Origin of the sequence: Foetidibacter luteolus, from assembly GCF_009650435.1 — a bacterium.
Taxonomy (GTDB): domain Bacteria; phylum Bacteroidota; class Bacteroidia; order Chitinophagales; family Chitinophagaceae; genus Foetidibacter; species Foetidibacter luteolus.
The window spans coordinates 1-24,183 of the sequence record NZ_VVIP01000078.1; the positions used below are offsets into that span (position 1 = coordinate 1).

At 41.7% G+C, this 24,183-nt stretch carries 20 protein-coding genes; 11 read left to right on the forward strand and 9 right to left on the reverse strand.

All coding sequences use genetic code 11. The annotated features are described in order from the left end of the window. From F0364_RS29065 to F0364_RS24170, 6 genes are all read left to right on the forward strand, one after another. A partial coding sequence (locus tag F0364_RS29065) for a hypothetical protein (protein ID WP_207632534.1) occupies positions 1 to 839 on the forward strand: 839 nt, incomplete at its 5' end. A gap of 253 nt (positions 840 to 1,092) precedes the next feature. After that, positions 1,093 to 1,992: a HamA C-terminal domain-containing protein gene (locus tag F0364_RS24150; protein ID WP_153800389.1), complete on the forward strand. Its 900-nt coding sequence runs from the start codon at positions 1,093 to 1,095 to the stop codon at positions 1,990 to 1,992. Beyond that, entirely contained in the window at positions 1,959 to 4,265 is a 2,307-nt protein-coding gene (locus F0364_RS24155) for a helicase-related protein (RefSeq protein WP_153800390.1), read from the forward strand. The genes F0364_RS24150 and F0364_RS24155 overlap by 34 nt, the downstream gene beginning before the upstream one ends. 210 nt (positions 4,266 to 4,475) lie before the next feature. Beyond that, a complete protein-coding gene (locus F0364_RS24160) occupies positions 4,476 to 4,808 on the forward strand; it encodes a hypothetical protein (RefSeq protein WP_153800391.1) in 333 nt (110 codons plus the stop codon). A 100-nt stretch (positions 4,809 to 4,908) separates the two neighbouring features. Further along, on the forward strand, positions 4,909 to 5,865 hold the full coding sequence (locus F0364_RS24165; RefSeq protein WP_153800392.1) for a hypothetical protein: 957 nt from the start codon (positions 4,909 to 4,911) through the stop codon (positions 5,863 to 5,865). A 211-nt stretch (positions 5,866 to 6,076) separates the two neighbouring features. Then, positions 6,077 to 6,799, forward strand: coding sequence for a hypothetical protein (locus F0364_RS24170; protein WP_153800393.1), 723 nt, complete (start codon positions 6,077 to 6,079; stop codon positions 6,797 to 6,799). Between the two features lie 189 nt (positions 6,800 to 6,988). Here F0364_RS24170 and F0364_RS24175 read toward each other — a convergent pair whose 3' ends face one another. After that, on the reverse strand, positions 6,989 to 7,639 hold the full coding sequence (locus F0364_RS24175) for a tyrosine-type recombinase/integrase (RefSeq protein WP_153800394.1): 651 nt from the start codon (positions 7,637 to 7,639) through the stop codon (positions 6,989 to 6,991). A gap of 963 nt (positions 7,640 to 8,602) precedes the next feature. On the opposite strand from F0364_RS24175, the gene F0364_RS24180 reads away from it, so the two are divergent. Continuing rightward, positions 8,603 to 8,992 carry a hypothetical protein gene (locus F0364_RS24180; protein ID WP_153800395.1) on the forward strand — a complete coding sequence of 130 codons (390 nt, stop codon included), beginning with the start codon at positions 8,603 to 8,605 and terminating at the stop codon, positions 8,990 to 8,992. 788 nt (positions 8,993 to 9,780) lie between these two features. On the opposite strand, the gene F0364_RS24185 is transcribed toward F0364_RS24180, so the two are convergent. Then, positions 9,781 to 10,437 carry a SanA/YdcF family protein gene (locus F0364_RS24185; protein ID WP_153800396.1) on the reverse strand — a complete coding sequence of 219 codons (657 nt, stop codon included), beginning with the start codon at positions 10,435 to 10,437 and terminating at the stop codon, positions 9,781 to 9,783. 195 nt (positions 10,438 to 10,632) lie between these two features. Here F0364_RS24185 and F0364_RS24190 point away from each other — a divergent pair, with 195 nt between their 5' ends. The 3 genes from F0364_RS24190 to F0364_RS24200 all read left to right on the forward strand — a co-directional run bounded on the left by F0364_RS24190 (position 10,633) and on the right by F0364_RS24200 (position 15,656). After that, positions 10,633 to 11,583 carry a hypothetical protein gene (locus F0364_RS24190; RefSeq protein ID WP_153800397.1) on the forward strand — a complete coding sequence of 317 codons (951 nt, stop codon included), beginning with the start codon at positions 10,633 to 10,635 and terminating at the stop codon, positions 11,581 to 11,583. Positions 11,584 to 11,955: 372 nt separating this feature from the next. Continuing rightward, entirely contained in the window at positions 11,956 to 15,174 is a 3,219-nt protein-coding gene (locus F0364_RS29270) for a glycosyltransferase family 117 protein (protein ID WP_235921237.1), read from the forward strand. A 206-nt stretch (positions 15,175 to 15,380) separates the two neighbouring features. Then, positions 15,381 to 15,656, forward strand: coding sequence for a hypothetical protein (locus tag F0364_RS24200; protein ID WP_153800398.1), 276 nt, complete (start codon positions 15,381 to 15,383; stop codon positions 15,654 to 15,656). A 187-nt stretch (positions 15,657 to 15,843) separates the two neighbouring features. Here F0364_RS24200 and F0364_RS24205 read toward each other — a convergent pair whose 3' ends face one another. After that, entirely contained in the window at positions 15,844 to 16,599 is a 756-nt protein-coding gene (locus tag F0364_RS24205; protein WP_153800399.1) for a L,D-transpeptidase family protein, read from the reverse strand. Positions 16,600 to 16,687: 88 nt separating this feature from the next. Then, a complete protein-coding gene (hppD, locus tag F0364_RS24210) occupies positions 16,688 to 17,821 on the reverse strand; it encodes a 4-hydroxyphenylpyruvate dioxygenase (protein WP_235921238.1) in 1,134 nt (377 codons plus the stop codon). Positions 17,822 to 18,087: 266 nt separating this feature from the next. Here hppD and F0364_RS24215 point away from each other — a divergent pair, with 266 nt between their 5' ends. Next, positions 18,088 to 19,206, forward strand: a complete 1,119-nt coding sequence (locus tag F0364_RS24215) for a 5-(carboxyamino)imidazole ribonucleotide synthase (protein WP_153800400.1) — start codon at positions 18,088 to 18,090, stop codon at positions 19,204 to 19,206. Positions 19,207 to 19,209: 3 nt separating this feature from the next. On the opposite strand, the gene F0364_RS24220 is transcribed toward F0364_RS24215, so the two are convergent. The 5 genes from F0364_RS24220 to F0364_RS24240 form a co-directional block, all read right to left on the reverse strand. Then, complete coding sequence (locus F0364_RS24220; RefSeq protein WP_153800401.1) at positions 19,210 to 20,649, reverse strand: NAD(P)(+) transhydrogenase (Re/Si-specific) subunit beta; 1,440 nt, start codon at positions 20,647 to 20,649, stop codon at positions 19,210 to 19,212. Positions 20,650 to 20,702: 53 nt separating this feature from the next. Beyond that, the gene (locus tag F0364_RS24225; RefSeq protein WP_153800402.1) at positions 20,703 to 21,011 is read right to left on the reverse strand and encodes an NAD(P) transhydrogenase subunit alpha part 2; all 309 of its coding nucleotides are present in this window, start codon (positions 21,009 to 21,011) and stop codon (positions 20,703 to 20,705) included. 391 nt (positions 21,012 to 21,402) lie between these two features. Beyond that, a complete protein-coding gene (locus F0364_RS24230) occupies positions 21,403 to 22,524 on the reverse strand; it encodes a Re/Si-specific NAD(P)(+) transhydrogenase subunit alpha (RefSeq protein ID WP_153800403.1) in 1,122 nt (373 codons plus the stop codon). Positions 22,525 to 22,631: 107 nt separating this feature from the next. Continuing rightward, positions 22,632 to 23,015 carry a VOC family protein gene (locus F0364_RS24235; protein ID WP_153800404.1) on the reverse strand — a complete coding sequence of 128 codons (384 nt, stop codon included), beginning with the start codon at positions 23,013 to 23,015 and terminating at the stop codon, positions 22,632 to 22,634. 127 nt (positions 23,016 to 23,142) lie between these two features. Next, positions 23,143 to 24,165, reverse strand: a complete 1,023-nt coding sequence (locus F0364_RS24240; RefSeq protein WP_153800405.1) for a hypothetical protein — start codon at positions 24,163 to 24,165, stop codon at positions 23,143 to 23,145. Positions 24,166 to 24,183 lie beyond the last annotated feature (18 nt).

Below are 24,183 nucleotides of genomic sequence, written 5' to 3' on the forward strand. Positions count from 1 at the left end.
CAGCTTACCAATACGACCTTTATTCACAAAACAAGAGCTTTTACTATAAGTCAATTCCATTCTACAACTACGACCAGACAAATTTTGGGAAGACGATTGTTTACGATGCTAAGACAAAAAAGAGGTTGTATCAAATTGACAACTATCTGCCTCGTCAAGCTTTTCTGAGTAATAACGGTAAATCGCTTATCACGACAAGATATTGGATGTGGGGACATGATAACTTTGACGACCAAGAGCTCATTGAATTTTATGTGAATGGGAAAAAATCAAAGAAGTACTTTGTAAAGGACTTAATAAGCGACAGGTCAAAACTTCAATTTACTTCATCACATACTCTATGGTATGATGATATGTTTATTTACAATGACACACTATTTGTGTTGACCTTAGATGATAAGGCAATACTTATTGACGCCAACAAGACTGAAATCATTGGAAGAAAAGACAAATCATTTGTGACGAAGCGGTTCGACTTGAAAAAGCTTCCTCAACTGAAATCGGTGGTGTACGATAAAATAAAATATCCAGAAGGTTATCAGTTTCCAGATTTGATTACGGGAAGGAAGTTTAGGACTGAGTTAATCAAAGGTTTAAACAAGACCGAAGTAAAAGACTACGATAGCTGCAAATTCTATATTATGGTTTATGGAGCTATTGACAGGAAAGGCCATTGTGATATTTTCTTACTATCTGCAAGTATAAATAAGAGTGACAAAGATGACCCACTATGGAAAAAGCAAGTTGCAGATTGGGTAACAAGGCAAAAGTACAAGACTGACCTCATTCCAATTAACTGCGACAAATGGGTTTTTCAGGAATTCTTTTATCTCAAGTGACGAATAGCAGCACACAACAGGCAGTTTTGCGTCAGCAGGGGGCGACGACTAAATCCTCATCGGTAGTACTACCATCACCTACATATCCGGCTGATCGAACACAGATGAGCAAGAGAATATATTTTCAGCTTTTGTAACTTACATCGGCTGCAGTTCCGGGCTGGACGTTTTTCAAATGCCCTGCCGAACGCAAAGCTGTGGGCGTTAGGCGTTATGCAATGACAGCCCCTACAAACCATCAACAGACCGGCAAATGAGACAGTCTTTACTCAACCTTATTGAAAAAACAATTGTCTACCAATATGACCTGCCTAATTCAAATGTTGGGATATCAAAAACTATCATCTCTGTTGATAATGACCAATGCTTTAAATCTCTCGACAAAAACGACTTTACTGAAATTATTTACAATTCTATTTTAGAATATTCATTTAATGAATTTGAAATTGAAAACAAAGACTTTGACAAATTACATTTTATAGCATTACAAAAGAGGTTAAAATATAATCCCGATTTGGACCTTGACCAAAAGGTGAAATATGGTTTTTTAGGAGAGGTTATCTTGTTTGGGGTGCTATACGTACTATTTAAGTCGCAGCCATTAATAGCAAGAGGATACTTTTATAATCCATTAGAGAATTCAGAAACTAAAGGATACGACTCTTATCATTTAATTGAAAATAATAATCAGACAGAACTTTGGTTTGGCGAAGTCAAATTTCATAAAAATTTTAAAACTGGAATTGATAGCATTTTTAAAAATATTGACAAAGCAATTTCCGATGATTATCTAAAGACAAACGTATTCGCTATTTCAAACCAAATTAATAATCTACATTACCGAGGTTCAAGAATTGAATCAGTTATTAAAGATTGGGAAGAGAATCCCTACTTGTCTATAATTAACGAACTACGGCAACACAATATGAAATTGGTTTATCCTGTGATGCTGTTGTATGAAGAAGATGATTCAGGATTTGATGAGAGTATCAAAAATGTACCTCAATATATTCAAGACAATTATACGGCAAAGGCTTTTAACATTACAGTGCCATACTCGATTTTTTTTATTTTGGTTCCTATGAAAGACGTTAAAACAATTAAAGAAGAAGTTATAAAATGGATAGAATTAAGGAAACCACTAATGTCTTAAGACAGATAAACAAATTCAACTCAAAGGAAATATCTGATGATGTCCTTATTAAATCTGTATGCGACTACTTTAACGAAATAAAAAATGATACTTTAAATCAGTCAGACTTAAAATTTCTGAAATACATATCAAATATCTCAGGCATTCCTCATTACTTCGATTTACTTAACAATTTCAACCAAACTACTGAAATAGAAAATTTCAACTTAAACACATTTGCATCTTTACTTTACGAAAGCACTTTACATACTAATGACAATTTAAAAGTTCATAAATATCAAATGAAAATTATGGACTTATATGAGGCTGGAAAGCTGAACAGATATTTTCTATCTGCAAGCACATCCTTTGGCAAAACCCATATAGTTTTTGAAATAATAAAGAAAATGAACTATGGAAATGTGGTTTTGATATTTCCAACCATTGCGTTACTATCGGAGAATTTAGAAAAAATAATATCAGATAGCAACTATGAATACTTTAGAAATAAATACAAAATCCATACTTTAAGTGAGGCAAGTCAATTCGGCGAAAATAATTTATTCATATATACTCCAGAAAGATTCTTGTCCTTCAAAGAAAAAAATCCAGAAAAAATTAGTTTTGATTTTGCATTTATTGATGAAATATACAAAATCGACAATGAATATATTATGGACGATGAGGTTAAAGAAAATGAAAGAGACGTCGCTTATCGTTTGTCAGTATTCTACGCTTTGGAAAATAACGTGGATGTTTTGTTAGCCGGACCATACATTGATTTTTACGATTCCCAAAAGAACGGATATAATAGTTCATTCGACAATTTCCTAATGCAAAACAAAATTGAGCTCGTCAACTATAATCAGTATGAGATTGTTAGTAAATCTTATGAAGACATTAAGTCCAAAAAGCATATTGAGGTTGATAAAGAATTAACATTTGATTTTGAATCCACAAAAAAATCAGATAAGTTTATTGAAGTAGCCAGAAAAATAAATGCAATTGATGAAAATACCATTGTATACTGTTCAACTAGAAACTCTACAGAGAACTATGCAACGACGCTTTTAGAATCCAATGTATTTAATAACCATTCTGACTCAAGTTATTCTGATTTTATAAACCATATATCAAGAAACTTTAACAAGGAATGGACAATTATAAAAGCCCTTCAAAAAGGAATTGGTGTCCATCATGGCTTAATTCCAAAGTACATTCAAAAAGAAATTATTTCTTTATTCAATGCTGGTTATTTAAAAGTTTTAATATCAACAACTACAATAACTGAAGGAGTAAACACATCTGCGAAAAATTTAATTGTATTACATAGTAAGAAAGGCGATAAAGACCTTAAAAAATTTGATGCAAAAAACATAGCAGGAAGAGCTGGAAGGTTTGGGCATCATTATGCAGGAAGAGTAATTGTACTCGACTCAAAATTTATGAAAGCAATTGAATCAGATGCACAGGGAATAAAGCATAAAAATTACGATTTACAAGCCCCCAAAGACGAAATTGATTTATTTTACTCTAATGATGAATTTCTTACTCAAGCTGACAAAGCAAGAAAAACGGATATAAAAGCAGAACAAGAAAAGAGAGGCATTCCCGATGAAATTTTCAATTTATATAAAGTTGTAAGTCGCCTTGATAAGATTGTAATTTATGATGAGATTAAAAAATTGACAGCCTTAGAAATAGAATCTATAAGAAATCTCATTAGAGTTATTAACTATAAGATGGACATTGACAATGATGGTTTCCAAATAATTTTAAAAGTCATTTTTCCAATCGTCAAAAATGAAAAGCTCAAGTTTTATATTACACAAAGAGATAAAAACGAACAATATTCAGTACTAACACACTTAATTCATTTTTATCTAATCGGTGGTTTTATGAGTTCAGTTAGGTTTAAACTAACTCAAAATAAAACGATTGATAAAGCTATATCCGAGACAGCCGATTTTGTTTATAATACTTTGAAATATCAGGTCGTCAAATATCTAGGTGTGTTTAATGTTATGTTCAGGTTTATACAAGCGCAGGAAAATAATAAAACATTTGATGAGACTACTGGTATTGACCGTCTTTTAGTAAAACTTGAATATAATGCCTTAACTGAATTTGGACGGATAGCAAGTGATTATGGAGTGCCGTCCAACATTATAGACTACTATGAAAATAGCGATAAATCAAATGCGATTAGAGCTAATTTTGACACTTATGAGATGAGCATATTTAATAGAATTGAAAAAATAATTAACTCGACAGACAGAAGCACAAACGCCTAACAAAAGGTTTGCCGCAAGGCTGGCGGACTGAATAACAATTGGCAGTTGTACTATTATCAGCTAATATCGGGCTTGACCGAATTCTATTTGGCTTTTAGTTGTTAACTTCAACATCAGTTTTTCAATCGGCTTCAGTTGCCGGGCAGACAGTTATAAAATACCAGCCCTGCGGCAAGCCCCGAACGTTGGCAGTAATGTTATATGAGCCTTATGCAAACAATAGAGAAGCAAGTAGCAGATACAATAAGAACAATCGAATCTTTTTTTTCAGAAAGCTTTTTTGAAGTTAGTAGCACTCATGAGACATTAAATAAAGCTGTTGCTAAAACTCAGAGAAAAGATGAAGGTTTTTTCTTCGAATTTTCAAAGATGAGTTTGCCATCTCAAGATGATAGGCACAAGATTACATATGCCCCGACATTACCAATTAGATTTTCAAATAATTTTAGGATTATCGAATTTGACTTAATCAAATCAAAATGCAATTTTTCTTTTGGGTTTGCAGGATTCACTTCGGTATCTGGTTTTATAAAAAGAGTTTAAGACTGAAGCATTGCCAAGTCACAACCATTCTTATTATCGAGCAGTAATTATAAGAGAGACAGATCATGCCTTAAGCGGTTTTTTTGCACACAATAATTGTTTGAAAATCGGGACAAGCACATATGGCTCGGGAGTATTAGAAATTAACATAAAAGGCACTCAACTTAATCTATTTTCCTATAAATCAAAGGAAACAAAAAATTCATATTTCATAATAGAGACTCAAGACAAGTGCTCTTATTCAAATTTCATTTCACTTCAAGATGAGATAATACTTGCAATTACTTATTTAACTGGGACTTTTTTAGGAAAAGAGATTTATATAATTGGTAGCGATACAAATACTTTTGAAAAAAACTCTGTATTGAGCTTAAAACGCTTTTTTGATGATTTAAAAAATGGTTATGCAGCGATTCCAGATGTCACTCTTCAGCATCAGGTAAATGCACCAGTTATAAGATTTTCAGTTAAATGCCTTGAGAGCCTTATCACTGAACTCATTGATTCATTGGTTTACAAAAGAACTCTTTTACTTCTTTGCCAGGCTCACACTGAGCCAGCTTATGTGACATCAACTTTATATTCTGTAGCTCTCGAAACTATCACAAACAAAATATCAGAAGAAATAAAAGAAAAAATAAAGCCAATAAAAGAAAAGGAAATTTCCAACAACCTTAGATGCGAACTTAAAAAGGCACTACAAGAATTTAAAGCTAAACTTTCAGACGAAGCATTTACAAAAATCACATCTGACATTGATAGAATTAATTCGCCGACTAATAAACAAAAACTATTACAGCCATTTAAACATTTAAATATTACCCTGCCATCAAAAGACATTGAAGCTATAGAGAGACGAAATGATTTTTTACATGGTAGGATACCTGAGCAAGACGATAAACATTATCTGTCCTTAACTAACGGAAGGCTTCTGTTTTGCATCAATTGTTTAGTTTTAAAGCATATTGGTTTTGAAGGATATGTAGTTTATCATCCGAGCATATATCAATTTAATAACAACCTAAAAATTGAAGAGAGTTTAATTCGAAAAGTGTAAAAACACTACTGCCAACAAAAGGTTTGCCGCAATGCTGGCAGACGTAATAACCATCGGTAGTTTTACTACTATCAGCTAATATCGGGCTTGACCGAATTCTATTGGCTTTTAGTTGTTAACTTCATCATCAGTTTTTCAATCGGCTTCGGTTGCCGGGCGGACAGTTACAAAATACCAGCCCTGCGGCAAGCCTAGAACGTTACCTGCAATTATGAGACTACTCACAACCATATTTCTGCTGAAACTTATTCAGTCATGCAAAGACACAAAACAGCATGACAGACGAACTGCTTTCGATGACAATTTATTAATCGGTGAATGGCGACTTGACTCTTCAACTAATCGCTTCTTTTCTTATGACAGACTGATTATTTTAGAAGACAGCAGTCTTTATTTATTTTCAGGTTCGGACGGAGGTTCTTTAATGACTACAGGACGCAGGTTTGGGAAAGATTCAATTTTGACAGAACTCTATGGCACTTTGAAATTAAATTTAATTGACTCTAACCATTTCCAGTTAGGCGGTGGTTGGACAAATAATGAAAACTTTTACAAACGATCTAAATATGGAGACTTTCATGACAACTTAAAAGAATACTTAAAGCAAGATTCCTTAAGAAAAAAAGTTATTGGTTGGTGGAAACTAGTCTCATTTCAAATGCCTGTAAAACTTATTAATTACAGCGGCTATTTTGACAAATTCACATTAAATATTCGAGAAGACGGTAATGCAGTTTTTTATCTTGAGAATAAACTTGATTCTACAGTTGACTATTCATACAAGGTTAATGTAGACGGCATTGACTTTAATCGTGGTTGTATTGTTGGGTCAGACTGTAAGACATCTTTTGATTCTAAAGGGAGAATGAAATTAGTACTTGACAACAGAATGGGCGACACATTACTGTTAGAAAGACTTACCGACCTAAAATAACTGCAGGTAACATTGGTATTGCCAATAGTGGGGCTTGACATTGGAGCAATCAGTAGTAGTAATTCTGTTGTACTGCGGTTCGGGGCTCGACGAATTAAGCCCAGCATTAGTTCTTAATATTTATCTTTATCAAAAAGCCAGGCAGCGGTTCCGGCGGACGGAATTCTAATTCCCCACCAGCGGCAATACCTATTCGTTACCTGCAAGCATAGAGCGACACACCCTAACGAATAGCACTTCCTGCATGTAAAGGGGCAGCTTGCGGGCGATGAATTTGGAGAGGCCTACATACCGGTCTTTTTTGCCTTTGCCCAGGCGGATATGCACCTGGCTGCGCTGCACATCTACGTCCGTTATCTTGAGCAGCCGCAGTTCATTGATCCGCAGGCCGCCTGCGTAGGCAAAGGCTAACAGGAAACGGTGCTTTAAGGGGCGGGGGGACTTAAACAGCTCTTTGCATTCCTGTTTGGATAACACCACAGGCAACTTCTTTTCTTTCTTTACCGGCGGCATCTGTATGGCTTTATCTTCCATATTAAACAGCCGGAACCAGTAACGAAGGGCGAATACGGCATGCTTGAAATAGGTAAGGGAACATTGTTCATGCACCATCATGCGGTAGAGGTAACTGTTAATCTCTTCCACGCTGACAAGGTGGGGTGGCCGGTTAAAATGAATGGCTATATACGCCAGGCTGCGGCTGTAGTTTACCAGCAGGCTTTTACTGCTTTGTTCTATTGTTGCCTTTTCGATAAATTTGGCGTATGCATCTGCAAAACCCGGTACGCCTTTCTTTGCTTGTGATACAACCGCGTTGTACTGTCTTTTGATAGAACTCATAGTAAATGGTTTTGTTGAACCTATAAGTTCCGAATTTTGATATAAGGCAGGAAAGGCTACCGAAGGTTTAGTTCAACAGGCGGTTTGCCACCATACCGGCTGAAGAACAAGTGTTAAACAAGTGAACATTATTCAACTTCGTAATAAATTTAAACCGACGAACCACGAATGCCGCTACAGCGGCAAGCCGATGGACATTATGCGCGACCTCCTGACTCAAAGCCATGAAAACTAATTTTCAAATTGAACACTTTAGAGATATATTGTTTGATGGCAGGCACATAGACCTTCACAACAATTTTAAGTTCCAGGATTTTCATTACGACCTGGATAAGGGCCAAGTTACACTTCGGTGGATTAAAGACGCTGGAGACTGGATTGTTCAGAATGAACTCTCTAGGGTCATGATCACCCATATCGGAGTTACATACTTTAAATTTCTACCAATGCTGGAGCCGGTTTTACCAGAGGATTCCCAAATCTTATCCGAAGTGACTTTTTTCCCGTCGGCTGACAGACAACAGGACACACATTTTCTCGATCAATCCAAACCGGACCAAGAGGACGATATAATCTACACATTCATTGGCGGACAGGTATTGAGGATTGGCTGCGATGAAGCGACCCTCTCGATTTGACCGAAGGCACACAACAAGCGGTTTGATGTTACTCTGGCTGACCGAGCTCAGCTTAAGCTTCGGTTCGCTTATCAGCAACAGATACGGCTGACGATACGCTAATGGACGAAAGAATATATTTTGTACTTTGGTTTTTTAATCGGCTGCAGTTACCGGCTGGCCGTTATAATATCAGCGCAGCAGCAAGCCGTAACCGTCGGTGCAATTAAATTTGACGCACCCTAATATGCAAAGTGGGATAAGACAGCAACAATATAGAAAATGCTTATATACTCCAACTTCGGGCTGTGCAAAATTTCAATGTTTACTATATAACATAGGGAAAATGAAATTTGAATGCAGAAAAATATCAGTAATTGATGAAGAATTTGGCTGCACCGTTACTCTATCGGAAAATGAAGATAAGTGGTCATCGGTACTGGACATAAATGCTGTCAGCGTAATGGCTTCAGTGGAACAGTATCTTTTGCTCCAACGGACTTTTTCAGAAGATGAATTTGAAAGTGATTATTATTACATCGAAACAAATGACCCTGAGATATCAGGCGAGCTTACAGTATTTAGTATCTACTTATATCGTAAATATTTATCAATGACTTATGAAAACGAGCTGATTGAAATCAGTCTTAATGTAAACGACAGGGAATTTGAAAGTTTGAAGCAAGGGTTAAAGAAATTGACTGGTGGCATTGGCCACTTGATTATTCCTGAGTAACGGAAATTACTATCAATTTTTTTTCGGATATATAGACTTAAGCTCAAAGTAAAAAGCGTTTTTATTACCAGTTAATATTGCCACTATACGGCATTAAAACCACATTCGTGCATTGACAAATACTTTGATCAATCATAGTTGAAATTTCTCATAATCGGATGGTTATTGACGTCAATTAATCTCCCATGGACTGAAAATTTATTATCAGAAAATATCCCTTTAGCAACTTTTTGCCTCCACAGATGTCTTTGCATTAAGCAAAACGCTGAGAAGATATGCAGGATACCCTCCCTGTATACAACAATGCTTAGCTGTCGTCATTACTCCTGATATTTCTCCATGCCTTCACTCCAGGCGATTCCTGGGAGTCATGCAAATCGGGCGTTAGAAAAAATAATGTTTAAATCTCCGGAGCGTCAAGGGTGACTGCTTTTATTTCCAAGATCTTTTCACTAAATGCTGACCTCTTAATGCACTATGCGTATCCGATAAAACAACGCTATTCGGAGATTTCAATCGTAGGTGCTGTTGTAGATAACTGTAAGGTGGCGGAAAAATAAGCGTACTTTTGTACAGATATGCTATTCTTTGTAAAGGTTTATAAGGAACAAGGTGAAAATCAATTTCTGTTCGGCGAAAAATTCGACAAAAAGTATAAGTAATTGATTTGCAATAAGATAGACTCCTCTAAGTAATCCCTCCGGAACATAGTAGAACGTAAATGGCTATTCTACCCACGACACGTCCCTCTGGGACATAGTAAGACTATATGTTTATTCAACCTGATCCTACTGGCAACAATTAATCAACCGGTAAATACCTCTTTTTCCCATGTATCCAGGTGTGTAACCCAATACGATATCTATCATCAGTTTTACCCTCGCCAGCTTTTCCCGGCAATAGGTTTCAGCACCCGTGTATCCATCCACATCTGCGGCATTAAAGCCTATAGCGTTAACACCGGTTTTTTCCGCTGTATAAATGGCCCGCTCGTTATGGAATAACTGGGAAATAATGGTAACAGAATCCTGGCCGAATATTTCTTTAAGACGAACAACAGAATCAAAGGTCCTGAGGCTGTTGCAGTCTAAAAAGATAACGGCAGAATCCACCCCGGCCTTTAGGAGATCTGCACGCATGCTCCAGGGCTCGTTGTATTTTTCTGCGCTGCTGTCGCCGCTAACCAGCAGGTATTTAATCTTATGCAGCCGCATCAATACTGCGGCAGCTTCAATGCGGTATTGGTAATACTGGTTGGGTTTGCCATATGTAGTATATTTTGGCACCCCTAACAACAATCCTACCCTTCTATAGGGCAGGTCGGCGGCGTTGGTGTAGGTTTTGCCCTTTGCGGCATTAACAACCATACTATTGCATATCAAAACTATTACTATTAAAACAGCAAGGCCGCAGGCAATAATTATAATTATTCTCTTTTTAAGCATAAGCAACGCAAAGTTAACCTGCCTGTTGTTACCAGTTGGCCGGGCACACACTATTCTGCAGGGCCTGGCAGGCTATTTCATTTAACAGGGCCGCAGTATGGCAAACAGTTGTTACCCCGCAAAACCAATTGCATCACATGCCCAAAGAATTTGCCATCTTCATGCGGTTTCCCCTATTTTTATCAAAAGAATTTTATGTACAGGTTGTACTGCGTATTATTATTGCTGGCCTTTACCGCAGGTTGTAAAAGCGGAGATAAATCGCTGGCCGGCAACGAACCCGTTAGTGATGATGACTTCTTTGCAGCCTTTTCCAAACTGGCATTGCCAACGGTGTACGCAGATACCAATATGCTCAGGCGGGCAGATACCACTACCATCAGTTACGCGGTCTTTAACCAGTTTGTGCCAGACAGTGCCCTTCAGAAAATTACCGGCAAAACGCCAAAAAAATTGTCTATTCACCCGGTGGGTATGATAAAAAAAGAAAATGAATTTTACCTGCTTGCCAACTTCACCCAAAACAAGCGCACCAAACTGGCGGTATTCACGTTTGACAAACAAAAAAAATTCAGGTCTTCTTTAGAACTGCTGCACGATAAATATGATGATGGCTACCGGCATTATGTATCCGTTAATAAAGAACCGACTTTTAGTGTTGCCAAAGAAAAAATAGCCGATGGCAGCCAACTTTTATATACACGCCAGGGATACGCTTTTAACAATGATGCCGGCATTTTTTTCGTGGTGGTTAACGACTCAAACGAAGACATAAAAAAGCTTTCGGAAATACTGAACCCACTGGATACATTGCCCCGCAAAAACAAATTCAGCGGCGACTACGTGAAAGACAAAAAGAATTTTGTGTCCATACGGGATGGCAAGGCCCCTAACAAATACCTGTTTTTTACCCACTTTGAAAACAAAAGCAATGATTGCACCGGCGAACTTAAGGGCGAATTGGTTATTGTGGCCGATAACAAAGGCATCTTTAAAGAAACCGGTGACCCTTGTGTAATTGATTTTTCTTTTTCAGGCAATACAGTTAAAGTAAAAGAGCAGGGCAGTTGCGGCAACCACCGTGGTATTAAATGTTACTTTAACGACAGTTACACCAGGAAAAAAGAGCCGAAAAAGAAAAAATAGTCATCGTGATAAATGGCGGCAACTTTTCAGTGCGGGCTTTCTACCTGGGCCTGAAAAGTTGCCCATTGAACAGAACGATGAAGTGCTTGCGACGCAACGATGATGCCATGAAACAATGTGGCTGGTACCATAAATCGTGAATGGTGAATGGTCAATGGTGAGTGGGGCACTCCATCTGCCACTTACATCGTACAACATGCCACATCGTATTCCATTTACATCGTACATCCCACATCTTACATCTTACATAGAAAAGGTAACCCGTACTTGCCGGCTGCTCCTTTCCTAATCTATTCTTAAAATCCGTTTTCCACATTTTAACATTTTGCTGTTTAGCTTATATTAGGTTTTCCTTCCTTCAAATCAAAACCTATGCAGTTTAGAACAATCAACAACATTGCCGGCTGGCTGGTATGCCTGCTTGCATGCTCCGTTTACATTCTTACCGCCGAAGCTGGCGGCAGCTTATGGGATTGTGGCGAATTCATCAGCAGTTGCTTTAAACTGCAGGTACCGCATCCCCCCGGCGCACCGTTGTTTGTTTTGATTGGAAGGATATTTATTGTATTCTTTGGCGATAACCCGCTTACGGCTGCTAAAGCTGTTAATATACTCAGCGCACTGGCCAGCGGCTTTACCATATTATTCCTTTTTTGGACCATTACCCATTTTGCCCGCAAAACAGTACAGCAACAGGCGGAACAGCTTACCAAAGCACAGGTAATAAGCATTATTGGCGCCGGTTTGGTTGGCGCCCTGGCATACACCTTCAGCGATTCTTTTTGGTTTAGCGCCGTGGAAGGAGAAGTATATGCGTTGTCCTCTTTTTTTACCGCCATTGTATTTTGGGCTATCCTGAAGTGGGAATATGCGGCGGACAGGCCCGGCGCTGACAAATGGATCGTTTTTATCTTCTTCCTCATGGGGCTTTCCATTGGTGTGCACCTGCTAAACCTGCTGACCATACCAGCCATTGTAATGGTATATTACTTTAAGAAAAGAAACCAGTTTAACTACAGGCTGTTACGCAAATACTTTTTACGTATTACGCTTACCTGCGGGGCACTGGCCTCGCTTACAGCGTTGGCAAGCGCAGGCAGCCAGGCCAACGAAAGCCTTGGCATAGCTATGGATAGCACCGTTGCAGGCTTAATGCTGCTGGCAACCCTGCTGTGCGCAGGCTTTCTTTACCTTGTTGAAACCATTGGCAAAAAACAAAAAGAAATATATGGCGGGGCGTATATTTTTCTTGTACTGGGCTGTGCCATTACCGGCGCTGTACAGGTAGGCGTTATTAAATACTCCGTAAAGCTGGCCGGTAACTTTGATGTATTTTTTGTTAACCAGCTTGGCCTTCCTTTCTTTTCAGGCTTCGCATTTTTCTTTGTGCTTGTGGCCCTGGCCATTCGCCTTGGGCTTAAGTATGCTGAACGCAAAGGCATGCCGTACCTGCGCCTGGGGCTTTGGTGCTTCACTTTTATGCTGGTAGGCTACAGCAGCTATATTACCACCATGCTGCGCAGCAATGCAGACCCCGCACTGGACATTTCCAACGTAGATAACCCCGTAAGCCTTAACGCTTACCTGGGCAGGGAGCAGTATGGCGATTTTCCGCTGCTGTATGGCCAAAAATTTACCGCCCAGCCTATTGACTATAAAGAAACATCTACCCGTTACGTAAAGGGCGACAAAAATTACGTGGATGCCGGCAAAAACTTCGAACCTGTTTATGCACCGGAAGATAAAATGATATTCCCACGCATGTGGGATACCAATAACGAGCAAAACCATGCTGATTACTATGCCAACTTTGCCGGCATTGGCAGGCTTAAAGATGGCAGTTACGAAAGCGCTCCAAATTTTGCCGACAATATCAGTTACTTTATCAGCTACCAGAACTACTACATGTACTTCCGCTACTTCATGTGGAATTTCAGCGGCAAACAAAACGACCTGCAGGGTATGTTTAACGGCTATGCCCGGGATGGCAACTGGATAACCGGCATAGGTTTTATTGACAACCTGCTTTATGGCAACCAGAAGTTACTGCCTGACAGTATTAAAAACAACAAGGCACATAACAAACTGTTCATGTTGCCGTTGATACTTGGCTTAATAGGCTTGCTGTTTCATTTTAAAAGAAGGGGCGGCGATGCATTGGCCAATCTGTTACTATTCCTGTGTACAGGCGTAGCCATTGTATTATACATCAACCAGCCGGGCTTTCAGCCGCGGGAAAGAGATTATGCCTATGTAGGCTCTTTCTTTGCTTTCTCGGTGTGGATAGGCCTCGGCGTACTTAAGGTTAAAGAATGGTTTGCCAAACTTACTGCACCGGGTTTGGCATCTTCCTTAGCGGTGGCGCTGTGCGTAATTGCTGTACCACTGCTGATGGCGCAGCAGGGATGGGACGACCATGACCGCAGCAAAAAACAACTTGCCCGTGACCTTGCCAAAAACTACCTGGAAAGTTGTGCGCCCAATGCCATCCTGTTCAGTACCGCCGATAACGATACGTACCCGTTGTGGTATGCGCAGGAAGTTGAAGGCATACGTCCTGATGTACGCATCGTTATCACATCGCTGCTTACCGCGGATTGGTATATTAACCAGTTGCGCTATAAACTTAACAACAGCAATGCCGTTGATGTAATATGGAGCAAAGAGCAAATTACAGGCAGCAAGCGGGATGTAGCCCTATACCGCCCACTGGCCCAATACCCGGAAAACAGGTATTACGACCTGTACGACATGATGAAAAACTATATTGGCAGCGATGACCCTGCCAATATGGAACAACGCGGTATAGGCAGCTACAATACCTTTCCCGTAAAAAAAGTGGCCGTGCCGGTAGATAAAGAACTGGTACTAAAAAACGGCACGGTAAACGATACCGATGTTGTTTTGCCAGAGATGCGTTTTGAACTCACGAAAAACATTTTGTACAAACACGATCTTGCCATACTTAATATCATTGCCGCCAACAAATGGCAGCGGCCTGTGTATTTTACCCTGCCCAATGGCGGCAGCCTGGGCTTTGAAAACTACCTGCGCAAAGATGGTCTTACTTACCGCCTGGTGCCGGTTGCCAACAACACCGGCATCAATACAGATTATATGTATGCCACGGTAATGAATAAATTCAGTTATGGCAATGCAGATTTGCCGGGCGTATATTTTGATGAAGAAAACAGGCGCCATTTAAACATTATACGCCGTGCGGATACAGAACTTGCCATGAACCTGCTTGACACCAACCACCTTGAAGAAGCCAAAAAAGTGCTGAAGAAAACCGATAAAATGATATTGCAGGAAAACCTGCCTTACGGAATGGTTTCCAAAAACAACGAGCACAACAGAATTTCACTTATGTTCCTGCAGGCCTGTTACCGCGCCAACGAAAAAGAGCTTGCCGGCAAAGTGGTAGATTCGCTGAAGCGTGACCTTGAACAGCAGCTTAAGTACTACAACTCCATGACTGGCGAAAAGGCTGACCTGCTGGCTTACGATAAAAGCACCGCTGTGGCCTTGCTGGATAACCTTAATACCATTCAAAAAGCTTATACAGACAAGCAATCAATATTGCGGTAGCATAAAGTACGTTGAGGGTGTTGAGATAAAGTTCAGGGCGCCCCCGCCAAAATACAGGGCGGGCCGGGCTTTCCGCTGCTACTCCGGCACAAAAGCCCTGCTGCAATGGCCTCACCGGGGTATCCGCTGCAATCCCTGGCGCGGGGGTGACACAACGTAAGTAACTTTACAGCATATTCAGTGTAAATAACCTTAAGGGTTGCGGCATGAAACAACACACGACAACTGCTACAGAGGGCCGGCAAAAATTCAGCACGGAGCTTTCCAAAATACTGGAAGCAGAACTGCGTTCTGCCAATAAAATTGCGGAGATATTTTCTGGCTGGGGCGGCAACTCCTCTACGCTCATTATATTAGAGCGGCCATTCACAGCTACTTATCATCACTTAAAAACCTCCTTTAAAAAATTAAGCGACCCGCATTACTGGATGGAAGAATACCGGGATGAAAACACCGGCGATGTGCTTGCCTGCAAATGGTAGATAACATAAGTTCAGTTTAGAAAACAATGTCAGGTTAAGCTTGTCGAAACTGTTTTATGTTCCTTGCTTTTCATGCATCGCCTTCTACAGAGTCTATACCGCTTATTTCGGGGCCCGGACTGGAAATCCTTGGCTAAACGATATAAACGGTAGATAGCTGCTACTATATGATAGCGGGGAATAAAATTTAATTGGTAACGATATAGTCGCCCGTTTTACTGATAGAAATAAGGGGCAGCTTTTTTTCTTTCTCAAAGTAATCATACACTTCCTTCAGTCGCACCGTAAACTTTTGAATGTCCTGGTCATCTTTGGTAGCCTTGTCAAAAAATTCCATGCTTTTGGGGTTGCTGAAACGCACGGGAAATATGTGGACGGGAATATAATCCTGGCCGTTGTTTTTAGCGTTGGCGGCAAGCACATAAAGTTCTTCAATCTGCGGGTCCTGTATAGGTATGCAGCCTACGGTTACACAACTGCCGTGTATGTATATACCACCGCCGGGTTTCTCAGAATCGCTTAAAATTTTGTCTGAAACATTGGGATAGTTAAGGCCCAGGCTTAAATGATAGCTGCTCTTGGGGTTAAACTGGTTAATGTAGTAAAAGCCTTCGGGAACCTGGTAATCACCCTCCATACGTTTGGGGCCCAGGGCGCCCGCCATAGCGCATACCTTGTATGTTTTGAATAGCTTAAAAGGCTCGTTAATGTTATTGCGCACCCAAACTTCCAACTGGCTGTCGTACTTAAAAGAGCGTACATACATTTGCTTTGCCGGCCATTGTAACCCGGCTGCGGCAAACTGCTTTTTCAAAGTGTCTTCTTTAATACGTACTGCCTGCGCCACACGGGGGTAGGTTCGCTGGAAATCTATAAAAGACGACTGGGAAAAACCTGCAATAGAAATACTTAAAATGAGGGTTGTTGCCAATAACTGCTTCATGAGCCCGAAAATATTCAATAATTCATAAACTGTAAATACTAGGCAGTTAAAAGTTAATGAAACCATTTCCACAAATGTGCATTACACATTAAAGGTTGCCCCTTAAACCCTGTTCCCGCTCTATAGCTTCAAACAAAGCCTTGAAATTGCCCTTTCCAAAACTTTTGGCGCCTTTCCGCTGTATGATTTCAAAGAAAAGCGTAGGCCTGTCTTCCACCGGTTTGGTAAATATCTGCAGCAGGTAACCTTCATCATCCCGGTCAACCAAAATACCGAGTTGCTTTAACGGTTCAATATCCTCATCAATCTTACCTATTCGTTCCTGTAACTCATCGTAGTACGAGGTTGGGATGGAAAGAAACTCAACACCCCGGTTTCTTAGTTCAGTAACCGTATGAATAATATCGTTCGTGGCCATGGCCACATGCTGCACACCTTCGCCGTTATAAAAGTCAAGATATTCTTCCACCTGGCTTTTCTTTTTGCCTTCGGCCGGCTCGTTGATGGGGAACTTAACATAGCCATTTCCATTGCTCATTACCTTGCTCATCAAAGCGGAATATTCGGTGGAAATATCATTGTCATCAAATGAAAGGATATTTCTAAAACCCATCACCTCTTCATAAAATTTAACCCATTTGTTCATCTGGTTCCAGCCAACGTTGCCAACACAATGGTCAACGTACTGTAATCCCGTGGGCGTTGGGTTGTAATAAGGTGTTTTCCATTCCCTAAAACCTGGCATAAACGCCCCTTTGTAATGATGACGCTCTACAAACACATGCACTGTTTCTCCATAGGTATGTATGCCGCTTAAAACAACTTCTCCATCTTCATCTTTCAAAGTAAGGGGTTCAAGATAGCTTTGCGCACCACGCAGGGTTGTTTCCTGCCAGGCGCTGGTGGCATCATCAACACGCAGCGCCAGTATTTTTACCGCGTCGCCATGTTTATAAATGTGGTCCGCAATGACATTGCCACTGCGTAAGGGTGTGGTTAGTACTATGGTAAGTTTGTTTTGTCTTACAGCGTAGCTGACTCTATCTTTTATGCCCGTTTCAGGCCCGGCATACGCCAGGCTTTGAAATCCAAACGCCGTCTTATAATAATGCGCCGCCTGTTTGGCATTGCCTACATAAAACTCAACGTAATCGGTACCCTGCAGGGGTAAAAAATCTGTAGCGGCGTCCATCTTTTTTCTATCGGCATGCAATGTTTCCATACTAATGGTTTTTAATAAGTACTGGGGGCTAATTTACATATGTCTGTGGAATGGCTTTTTTGGCTGCCAGCGACAGTGCACTGTGGCATCGTCCCTTGCGTCGCAATCCTTTCATCTGAATATCGTTGGGCACCAATCCCGCTCCGTAGCTGGATGGTAATTTTTACTGTCCCTTACGGTAACTGCCCGCTGATACATCTTCAAAATTAGAAAAATTAGCCAACCGAGTTAGCTATACAATTATCTTCGCCGCATATTTAACTAATATGAAGGTTGGAATTCTTGGAGGCGGACAACTGGGCCGCATGTTACTGCAAGCCGCTGCCAATTATGTTGTTGAAACCTATGTACTGGAAAATGATGAACACTGCCCCGCGGCACACCTTTGCCACCATTTCATAAAAGGCGATATAAAAGACTTTGACACCGTTTACAATTTTGGCAAACAGTTAGACGCACTTACTATAGAAATAGAGGCCGTAAACGTGGAAGCACTGGAAAAACTGGAGCAGGAAGGCGTTAAGGTATACCCAAGACCATCTGCTATACGCATTATTAAAAACAAGGTTACACAAAAGGAATTTTACAAGAATAACGGAATACCCTCCCCCGAATTTGTGGTAACACATAACCTGGAAGAACTTCGTGAACAGGTTTCTTTTTTGCCGGCCGTGCATAAGATTGGCCAGGGCGGTTATGATGGCAAAGGGGTGCAGGTTATAAGAAAGGAAGCCGAAATTGATAAGGGTTTTGACGCCCCATCTGTTCTGGAAAAAATGGTGGACATCAAAAAAGAAATAGCACTGATTGTAGCCATGAACAACAAAGGCGAAACAGCCTTCTTCCCCCCTGTTGAAATGATGTTTGATACCAGGTTAAACCTGCTTGACTTCCAGGTTTGCCCGGCGGAAATAACGGACGAAGTATTGTGGAAAGCTGAAGCCATTGCACAAAAGCTGGTAAAGCAACTGCAAAGTCCAGGCTTGTTTGCCATAGAGCTTTTTGTAGATAACAAAAATGAAGTGCTGGTAAATGAAACAGCCCCCAGGGTGCACAACAGCGGGCACCATACCATTGAAGCCAGCTATTGCAGCCAATACGATATGCTTTGGCGCATAATACTGGATTACCCGTTGGGCAATACAGACCCCATTTTGCCCTCGTCTATCGTTAATGTGCTGGGCGCAGAAGGCTACTCCGGTGAAGCTAAATATGAAGGGCTTGACGAGGTTTTGAAAATGGAAAATGTGTTTGTGCATTTATACGGTAAAACACAAACAAAACCCGGCAGAAAGATGGGGCATGTAACCATTATGGCCAAAGACCGCAGCGACCTGGTTTACACCGCCAATAAGATAAAACACACGTTGAAGGTTTGCAGTTAACACTTACAGGCTTTTTACTTCAGTTACCAGCTTTTGAAGCACCCCTTTCGCGTCTCCAAAAAGCATAGAGGTTTTGGGCTTGAAGAACAGTTCATTTTCTATGCCGGCATAACCCGGCTTCATGCTGCGCTTGTTTACGATAACCAGTTTTGCATCTTCCACTTCCAGGATGGGCATGCCGTAAATGGGTGAAGTTTTATCATGCTTTGCGGCCGGATTAACCACGTCGTTGGCGCCAAGTACCAGAACCACATCGGCGGATTTGAATTCTTCGTTGGCCTGCTCCATTTCCAATAATTTATCATAAGGCACATCCGCTTCAGCCAGCAATACATTCATGTGCCCCGGCATACGCCCTGCCACAGGGTGGATAGCATACTTTACCTCCACCCCTTTTTCTTCCAGCAGTTCTTCCAGCTCCTGGCATACATGCTGCGCCTGGGCCACTGCCAGGCCATAACCAGGCACTACGATAATCTTATGTGCATAGCCCATTACCATGGCAGCATCTGTAATATTGATTTCTTTATAACTGCCCCCCGCCTGCTGCTGGCCACCGGCAGCGGAAGCAGTACCGCCGAACGAACCAATGAGCACATTGCGCAGGGAACGATTCATGGCGCGGCACATTAAAATGGTAAGCAGCGTACCCGCCGCCCCTACCAGAATGCCGCCGGTAAGCATCACTTTATTGTTGTACAAAAAGCCACCGCATGCCGCAGCTACCCCGGTAAAGGAATTAAGCAGGGATATGACCACCGGCATATCGGCCCCACCGATGGGCAAAACGAAGAGAATGCCGTAGATGAGTGCCGCAACAAAAATTAAAAGGAACAGGTATGCATTTAGCGGCATTATGAATACAAACAAAAGCGATGCTACCATAATTATGAGCAGTACGCCAAGGTTGAGAAAGTGCTGTCCTTTAAAAGAGTAATCTTTTATTTTACTCTTTAATTTACCCCATGCAACCACGCTACCGGCGAATGAGACAGATCCAATAAAACATCCCAAAATAATAACCAGCAGGGTGGCCCTATGGCTAACTACAACACTCTGCCAAGACTCATCAATCAACGCAAATTGTGCAACAAGGTGCCAATCTAAATACTCGCTTATCGAAATCAGCGCTGCACAGGCCCCACCCATACCATTGAACAGGCTTACCATTTCGGGCATGGCCGTCATTTTTACTTTTTTGGCAGCCAGCACGCCTATGACGCTGCCAATTAACAGGCCTCCGAAAATCCATCCATAATTGTGTAAGGCATTGCCTTCTTCATCGCGGTATAAAAAGATGGTGCCCGCAATCGCGGTAACCATCCCGCCAGCCGCAATAAGGTTTCCCTTGCGGGCTGTAGCCGGGCTTGACAGCATTTTTAACCCTACAATAAATGTTACAGATGCAAGTAGATAAATGATGGCCAGTATTTCCGATTGCATATTGAATTTTTAAAATCTCATCATTTAATCAGTATAATCATTTCAATCAGTGGTCATTTCTTTTTCTTAAACATTTCCAGCATCCTGTCTGTTACCACAAAACCGCCTACCACGTTTAGAGTGCCGAGAATTACAGCGAGAAAGCCAAGAACAATTGCCATGTAGTTATCATGCTCTGCTTTGCCCATTACGATAATAGCGCCGATAATTACCACGCCATGTATTGCATTGGCCCCGCTCATAAGCGGTGTATGCAGAACACTGGGCACACGGCCAATAACTTCTATACCCAGAAAGATCATGAGCACAACAATGTAGATGTACTGTTCATGCTGACTTATCCAGTGGAGGACGTTTTGCATAATGAATAGTTTTTACACATATAAGCAACCGGAGACCGATGCCCGCCTTAAGCTGAACGACGCTTTACAAAACCTGCCCGCGACAGCAGCAGCGCAATGTCATTAAGCTAAGGAAACGAATGTCAGGCTGAGCTTGTCGAAACCGGGTTATGCAAGCCGCTTTTTCACCAATCCGCCTTCGACAGGCTCAGGCTGACAGCTTAACTTAATGACATTGAGCAGCAGCGTGTTGCACTTTCGGGTGAGGGATTGCAGCGGGTACCCCGGTGAAGCCATTGCAGCCCGGCTTTTGTGCCGGAGTATGAGCGGAAAGCCCGGCCCGAGGTACGAGGGACACCCCCAACAACATCTTATCACAATATAACGCTACAACCCTGCCGCAAATGTGCATTTACAGCAACGCCTTTACACGCTCATGCAACACTTGCCCATTGTGGGCAATACAACAGCCTTTTACAATATCATCCTCAAAATTCAACTGCAATGAACCTTCTTTACTAATGATAAGCTGTAAAAAATTGAGGATGTTTTTGCCATACAGTTTGCTTGCATCGGCAGGCATACCGGCGGCAAGATTACTGTTGCCAACAATGGTTACCCCTTTGTATGTAACGGTTTCGTTGTTCCTGGTGAGAGCGGTGTTGCCGCCGGATGAAGCAGCGAGATCAATGATAATGGAGCCAGGTTTCATGCCATCTAACATGGCCTGGGTAACCAGTAATGGCGCAGGTTTTCCCGGAATTTGGGCAGTGGTAATTACTACATCCGCCTTGGCGATGGACTGCGCAATTTTGTTTTGCTGCTTTTGCTTGTAATCATCGGTTTGTTCTACCGCGTAACCACCGGCGGCGGTAGCGTCGGCAGCACCTTCCACCTCGATAAACTTGGCGCCCAGGCTCATTACTTCTTCTTTAACCGCAGGCCTTGTATCAAATACTTCAACAACAGCACCCAACCTGCGTGCCGTAGCCACCGCCTGCAGCCCGGCCACCCCGGCGCCGAGTATCAACACTTTCGCGGGGGCAATACTGCCTGCAGCCGTCATAAACATGGGAAAGTAACGCGGGTACATTGATGCCGCCAACAGCACGGCCTTGTAACCCGCAATATTGGCCTGGCTGCTTAACACATCCATGCTTTGGGCACGGGTGGTGCGGGGCGCCATATCAATACTAAATACGGTAACATTCCGCAACGCCCATTGCTGCATTAACTGAGGATTGAACAATGGCTGGAAAATACCCAGCAATACGGTACCGGAACGAACGAGCTGGATATCATCAGCAGAAAGCGGGTTGATGGAAAGAAGGATATCCGCTGTTTGTAAAATGGCGTGGCGTGGGTGTATAACAGCGTTCTTAAGCATGTATGCTTCATCAAACGCAAAGGCACGTATACCGGCTGATTGCTCTACCCCTGTCTGCACATTTAACTTTGCTAACGATTCAACCTGTTCCGGTAACATGGATACCCTGCTGTCTGACCCTGGTTCTTTGAGTATGCCAGCAATCATACTTTAAATTAGAACTATTTTTCTGAAAAACAGCAAGTTAACAGGTTAGAATTTTATAAGAACATGACCAGCCTACAGCTTGCAGGTATTTGCTTAACTGTGCTACACTATACTACAGAAGTTATCCACCAGGTATTGCCGTGTGGGTCTTTTACACCGCCACTACGACCATAGCCTTGGTTGCTTACTGGCATAATTTCTTCAGCACCGGCTTCCAGCGCCGCCGCAAAAGTGGCATCAGCGTCGGCCACATAAACAAAAAGGCCGGCGTTCTGGGGCGGCCACTGGTCGTTACAATCTCCAAACATGATAGCACTGCCGCTGATATTTATTTCCGCATGCATAATGGTTGGGGAGTCATCCCTCAACTTTTTATAAATTTCTTTTGCGCCAAAAACTTTTTGTGCAAAGGCGAGAAAGCCTTCTGCATTGTTTAAAATCAGGTAAGGCATAACCGCATTGTGGCCTTGTGGAATTTTTACTTCACTCATTGTTTTAATTTTTGTTTGCACAAAACTAACTACAGGCCCTTGGGAAAAATTGGAAAAACACGACGGGATGGGGTAATGGGGTATGTTTGATGTAAGATGTAAAATGTACGATGTAAAGATATCATGTCTATTTAGCCGCCGCAAACCAGTTATTGTACACTACCAGGCCAATGGTTATCCAAACAAAAATTGCCGGCACCAGGGCACTGCGGGGGTATAGGAAAAAATTGGAAGTGAATGCAGCGGCAGGCACCAGCGCCATTAGCCACGCGGCGGTGGACATATCTTTTACCAAAAAAACCATGGGTACCAGCAACAGCAGCATTACCAGTAACACAGCCCAGGCCTTGCGTGCCTGTATAAGCATGCGGCCATTGTTGTTTTGCCACACTACAAGCCCTGCAATAACACAAAAACAAAGTACGCCATAGGATGCGTAGAACGATACGGCATTACCCACCTTGATAACATGCGGCTGCCACCGCGGTATATAATGCAGCAGCACGGTAATGTTATCGTTAACAAACAGCCATGCAGCCAAAAAGTAAAATGGTGTTATTATACCCATGAGCAGCAAAAACCATTCGTTGGCATGAAATGGCCGCAATATGGCCAGGGAAAAATAAACCACCAGTATAAGCGGTAAGGCTGGGTAGTAACCGGCTATAGCTATACCGGTTATTAAGCCAATATTATAAATAAGCGTTTTAGGATTAGGGGAGTTGTATAACCGGGCTATCCTGTAAATCAGCCATATCAGGAAACTGTTGGTAATAAGTGCAGGCGTAAACTGGTTCCATTCTTTAAACAGAGCGGTAAACAATACATAAGCCAGGGCGGCGGTAAAGGCCGGCTTATTTACCATCTTCACTTCGTTTAGTATGTAGTTAAGCCTTAATGCCTGTATAATGACCGTGGCATGGTAAAATACCGCCAGCGCCAACGGCGGCATGCCCGCAAAATATTTTGCAAGGATATCCGCTATAAATCCTTCGCCTGGTACCGCCAATACAACAGGCGGTTCTGTAAAAAAATGGGCATGTAATAAAATACTGAACGCGGTAAGCCAAAATACGTTTGCCGCTGAATTGTCTCTAAAGATTGATACCACCTGCTTTGCATTAACTATCCAGTTGTCCGGCGCATCCATTTAAACCGGGCACGGCGC

Coding starts and splice junctions, on each gene's coding strand:
- F0364_RS24230 (WP_153800403.1), bottom strand. CDS start 22,524: ATGATTGCTGGCATACTCAAAGAACCAGGGTCAGACAGCAGGGTATCC.
- F0364_RS24200 (WP_153800398.1), top strand. CDS start 15,381: ATGAAACAACACACGACAACTGCTACAGAGGGCCGGCAAAAATTCAGC.
- F0364_RS24150 (WP_153800389.1), top strand. CDS start 1,093: ATGAGACAGTCTTTACTCAACCTTATTGAAAAAACAATTGTCTACCAA.
- F0364_RS24160 (WP_153800391.1), top strand. CDS start 4,476: ATGCAAACAATAGAGAAGCAAGTAGCAGATACAATAAGAACAATCGAA.
- F0364_RS24205 (WP_153800399.1), bottom strand. CDS start 16,599: ATGAAGCAGTTATTGGCAACAACCCTCATTTTAAGTATTTCTATTGCA.
- F0364_RS24155 (WP_153800390.1), top strand. CDS start 1,959: ATGGATAGAATTAAGGAAACCACTAATGTCTTAAGACAGATAAACAAA.
- F0364_RS24215 (WP_153800400.1), top strand. CDS start 18,088: ATGAAGGTTGGAATTCTTGGAGGCGGACAACTGGGCCGCATGTTACTG.
- F0364_RS24225 (WP_153800402.1), bottom strand. CDS start 21,011: ATGCAAAACGTCCTCCACTGGATAAGTCAGCATGAACAGTACATCTAC.
- F0364_RS24190 (WP_153800397.1), top strand. CDS start 10,633: ATGTACAGGTTGTACTGCGTATTATTATTGCTGGCCTTTACCGCAGGT.
- F0364_RS24170 (WP_153800393.1), top strand. CDS start 6,077: ATGAGACTACTCACAACCATATTTCTGCTGAAACTTATTCAGTCATGC.
- F0364_RS29270 (WP_235921237.1), top strand. CDS start 11,956: ATGCAGTTTAGAACAATCAACAACATTGCCGGCTGGCTGGTATGCCTG.
- hppD (WP_235921238.1), bottom strand. CDS start 17,821: ATGGAAACATTGCATGCCGATAGAAAAAAGATGGACGCCGCTACAGAT.
- F0364_RS24220 (WP_153800401.1), bottom strand. CDS start 20,649: ATGCAATCGGAAATACTGGCCATCATTTATCTACTTGCATCTGTAACA.
- F0364_RS24185 (WP_153800396.1), bottom strand. CDS start 10,437: ATGCTTAAAAAGAGAATAATTATAATTATTGCCTGCGGCCTTGCTGTT.
- F0364_RS24235 (WP_153800404.1), bottom strand. CDS start 23,015: ATGAGTGAAGTAAAAATTCCACAAGGCCACAATGCGGTTATGCCTTAC.
- F0364_RS24180 (WP_153800395.1), top strand. CDS start 8,603: ATGAAATTTGAATGCAGAAAAATATCAGTAATTGATGAAGAATTTGGC.
- F0364_RS24240 (WP_153800405.1), bottom strand. CDS start 24,165: ATGGATGCGCCGGACAACTGGATAGTTAATGCAAAGCAGGTGGTATCA.
- F0364_RS24175 (WP_153800394.1), bottom strand. CDS start 7,639: ATGAGTTCTATCAAAAGACAGTACAACGCGGTTGTATCACAAGCAAAG.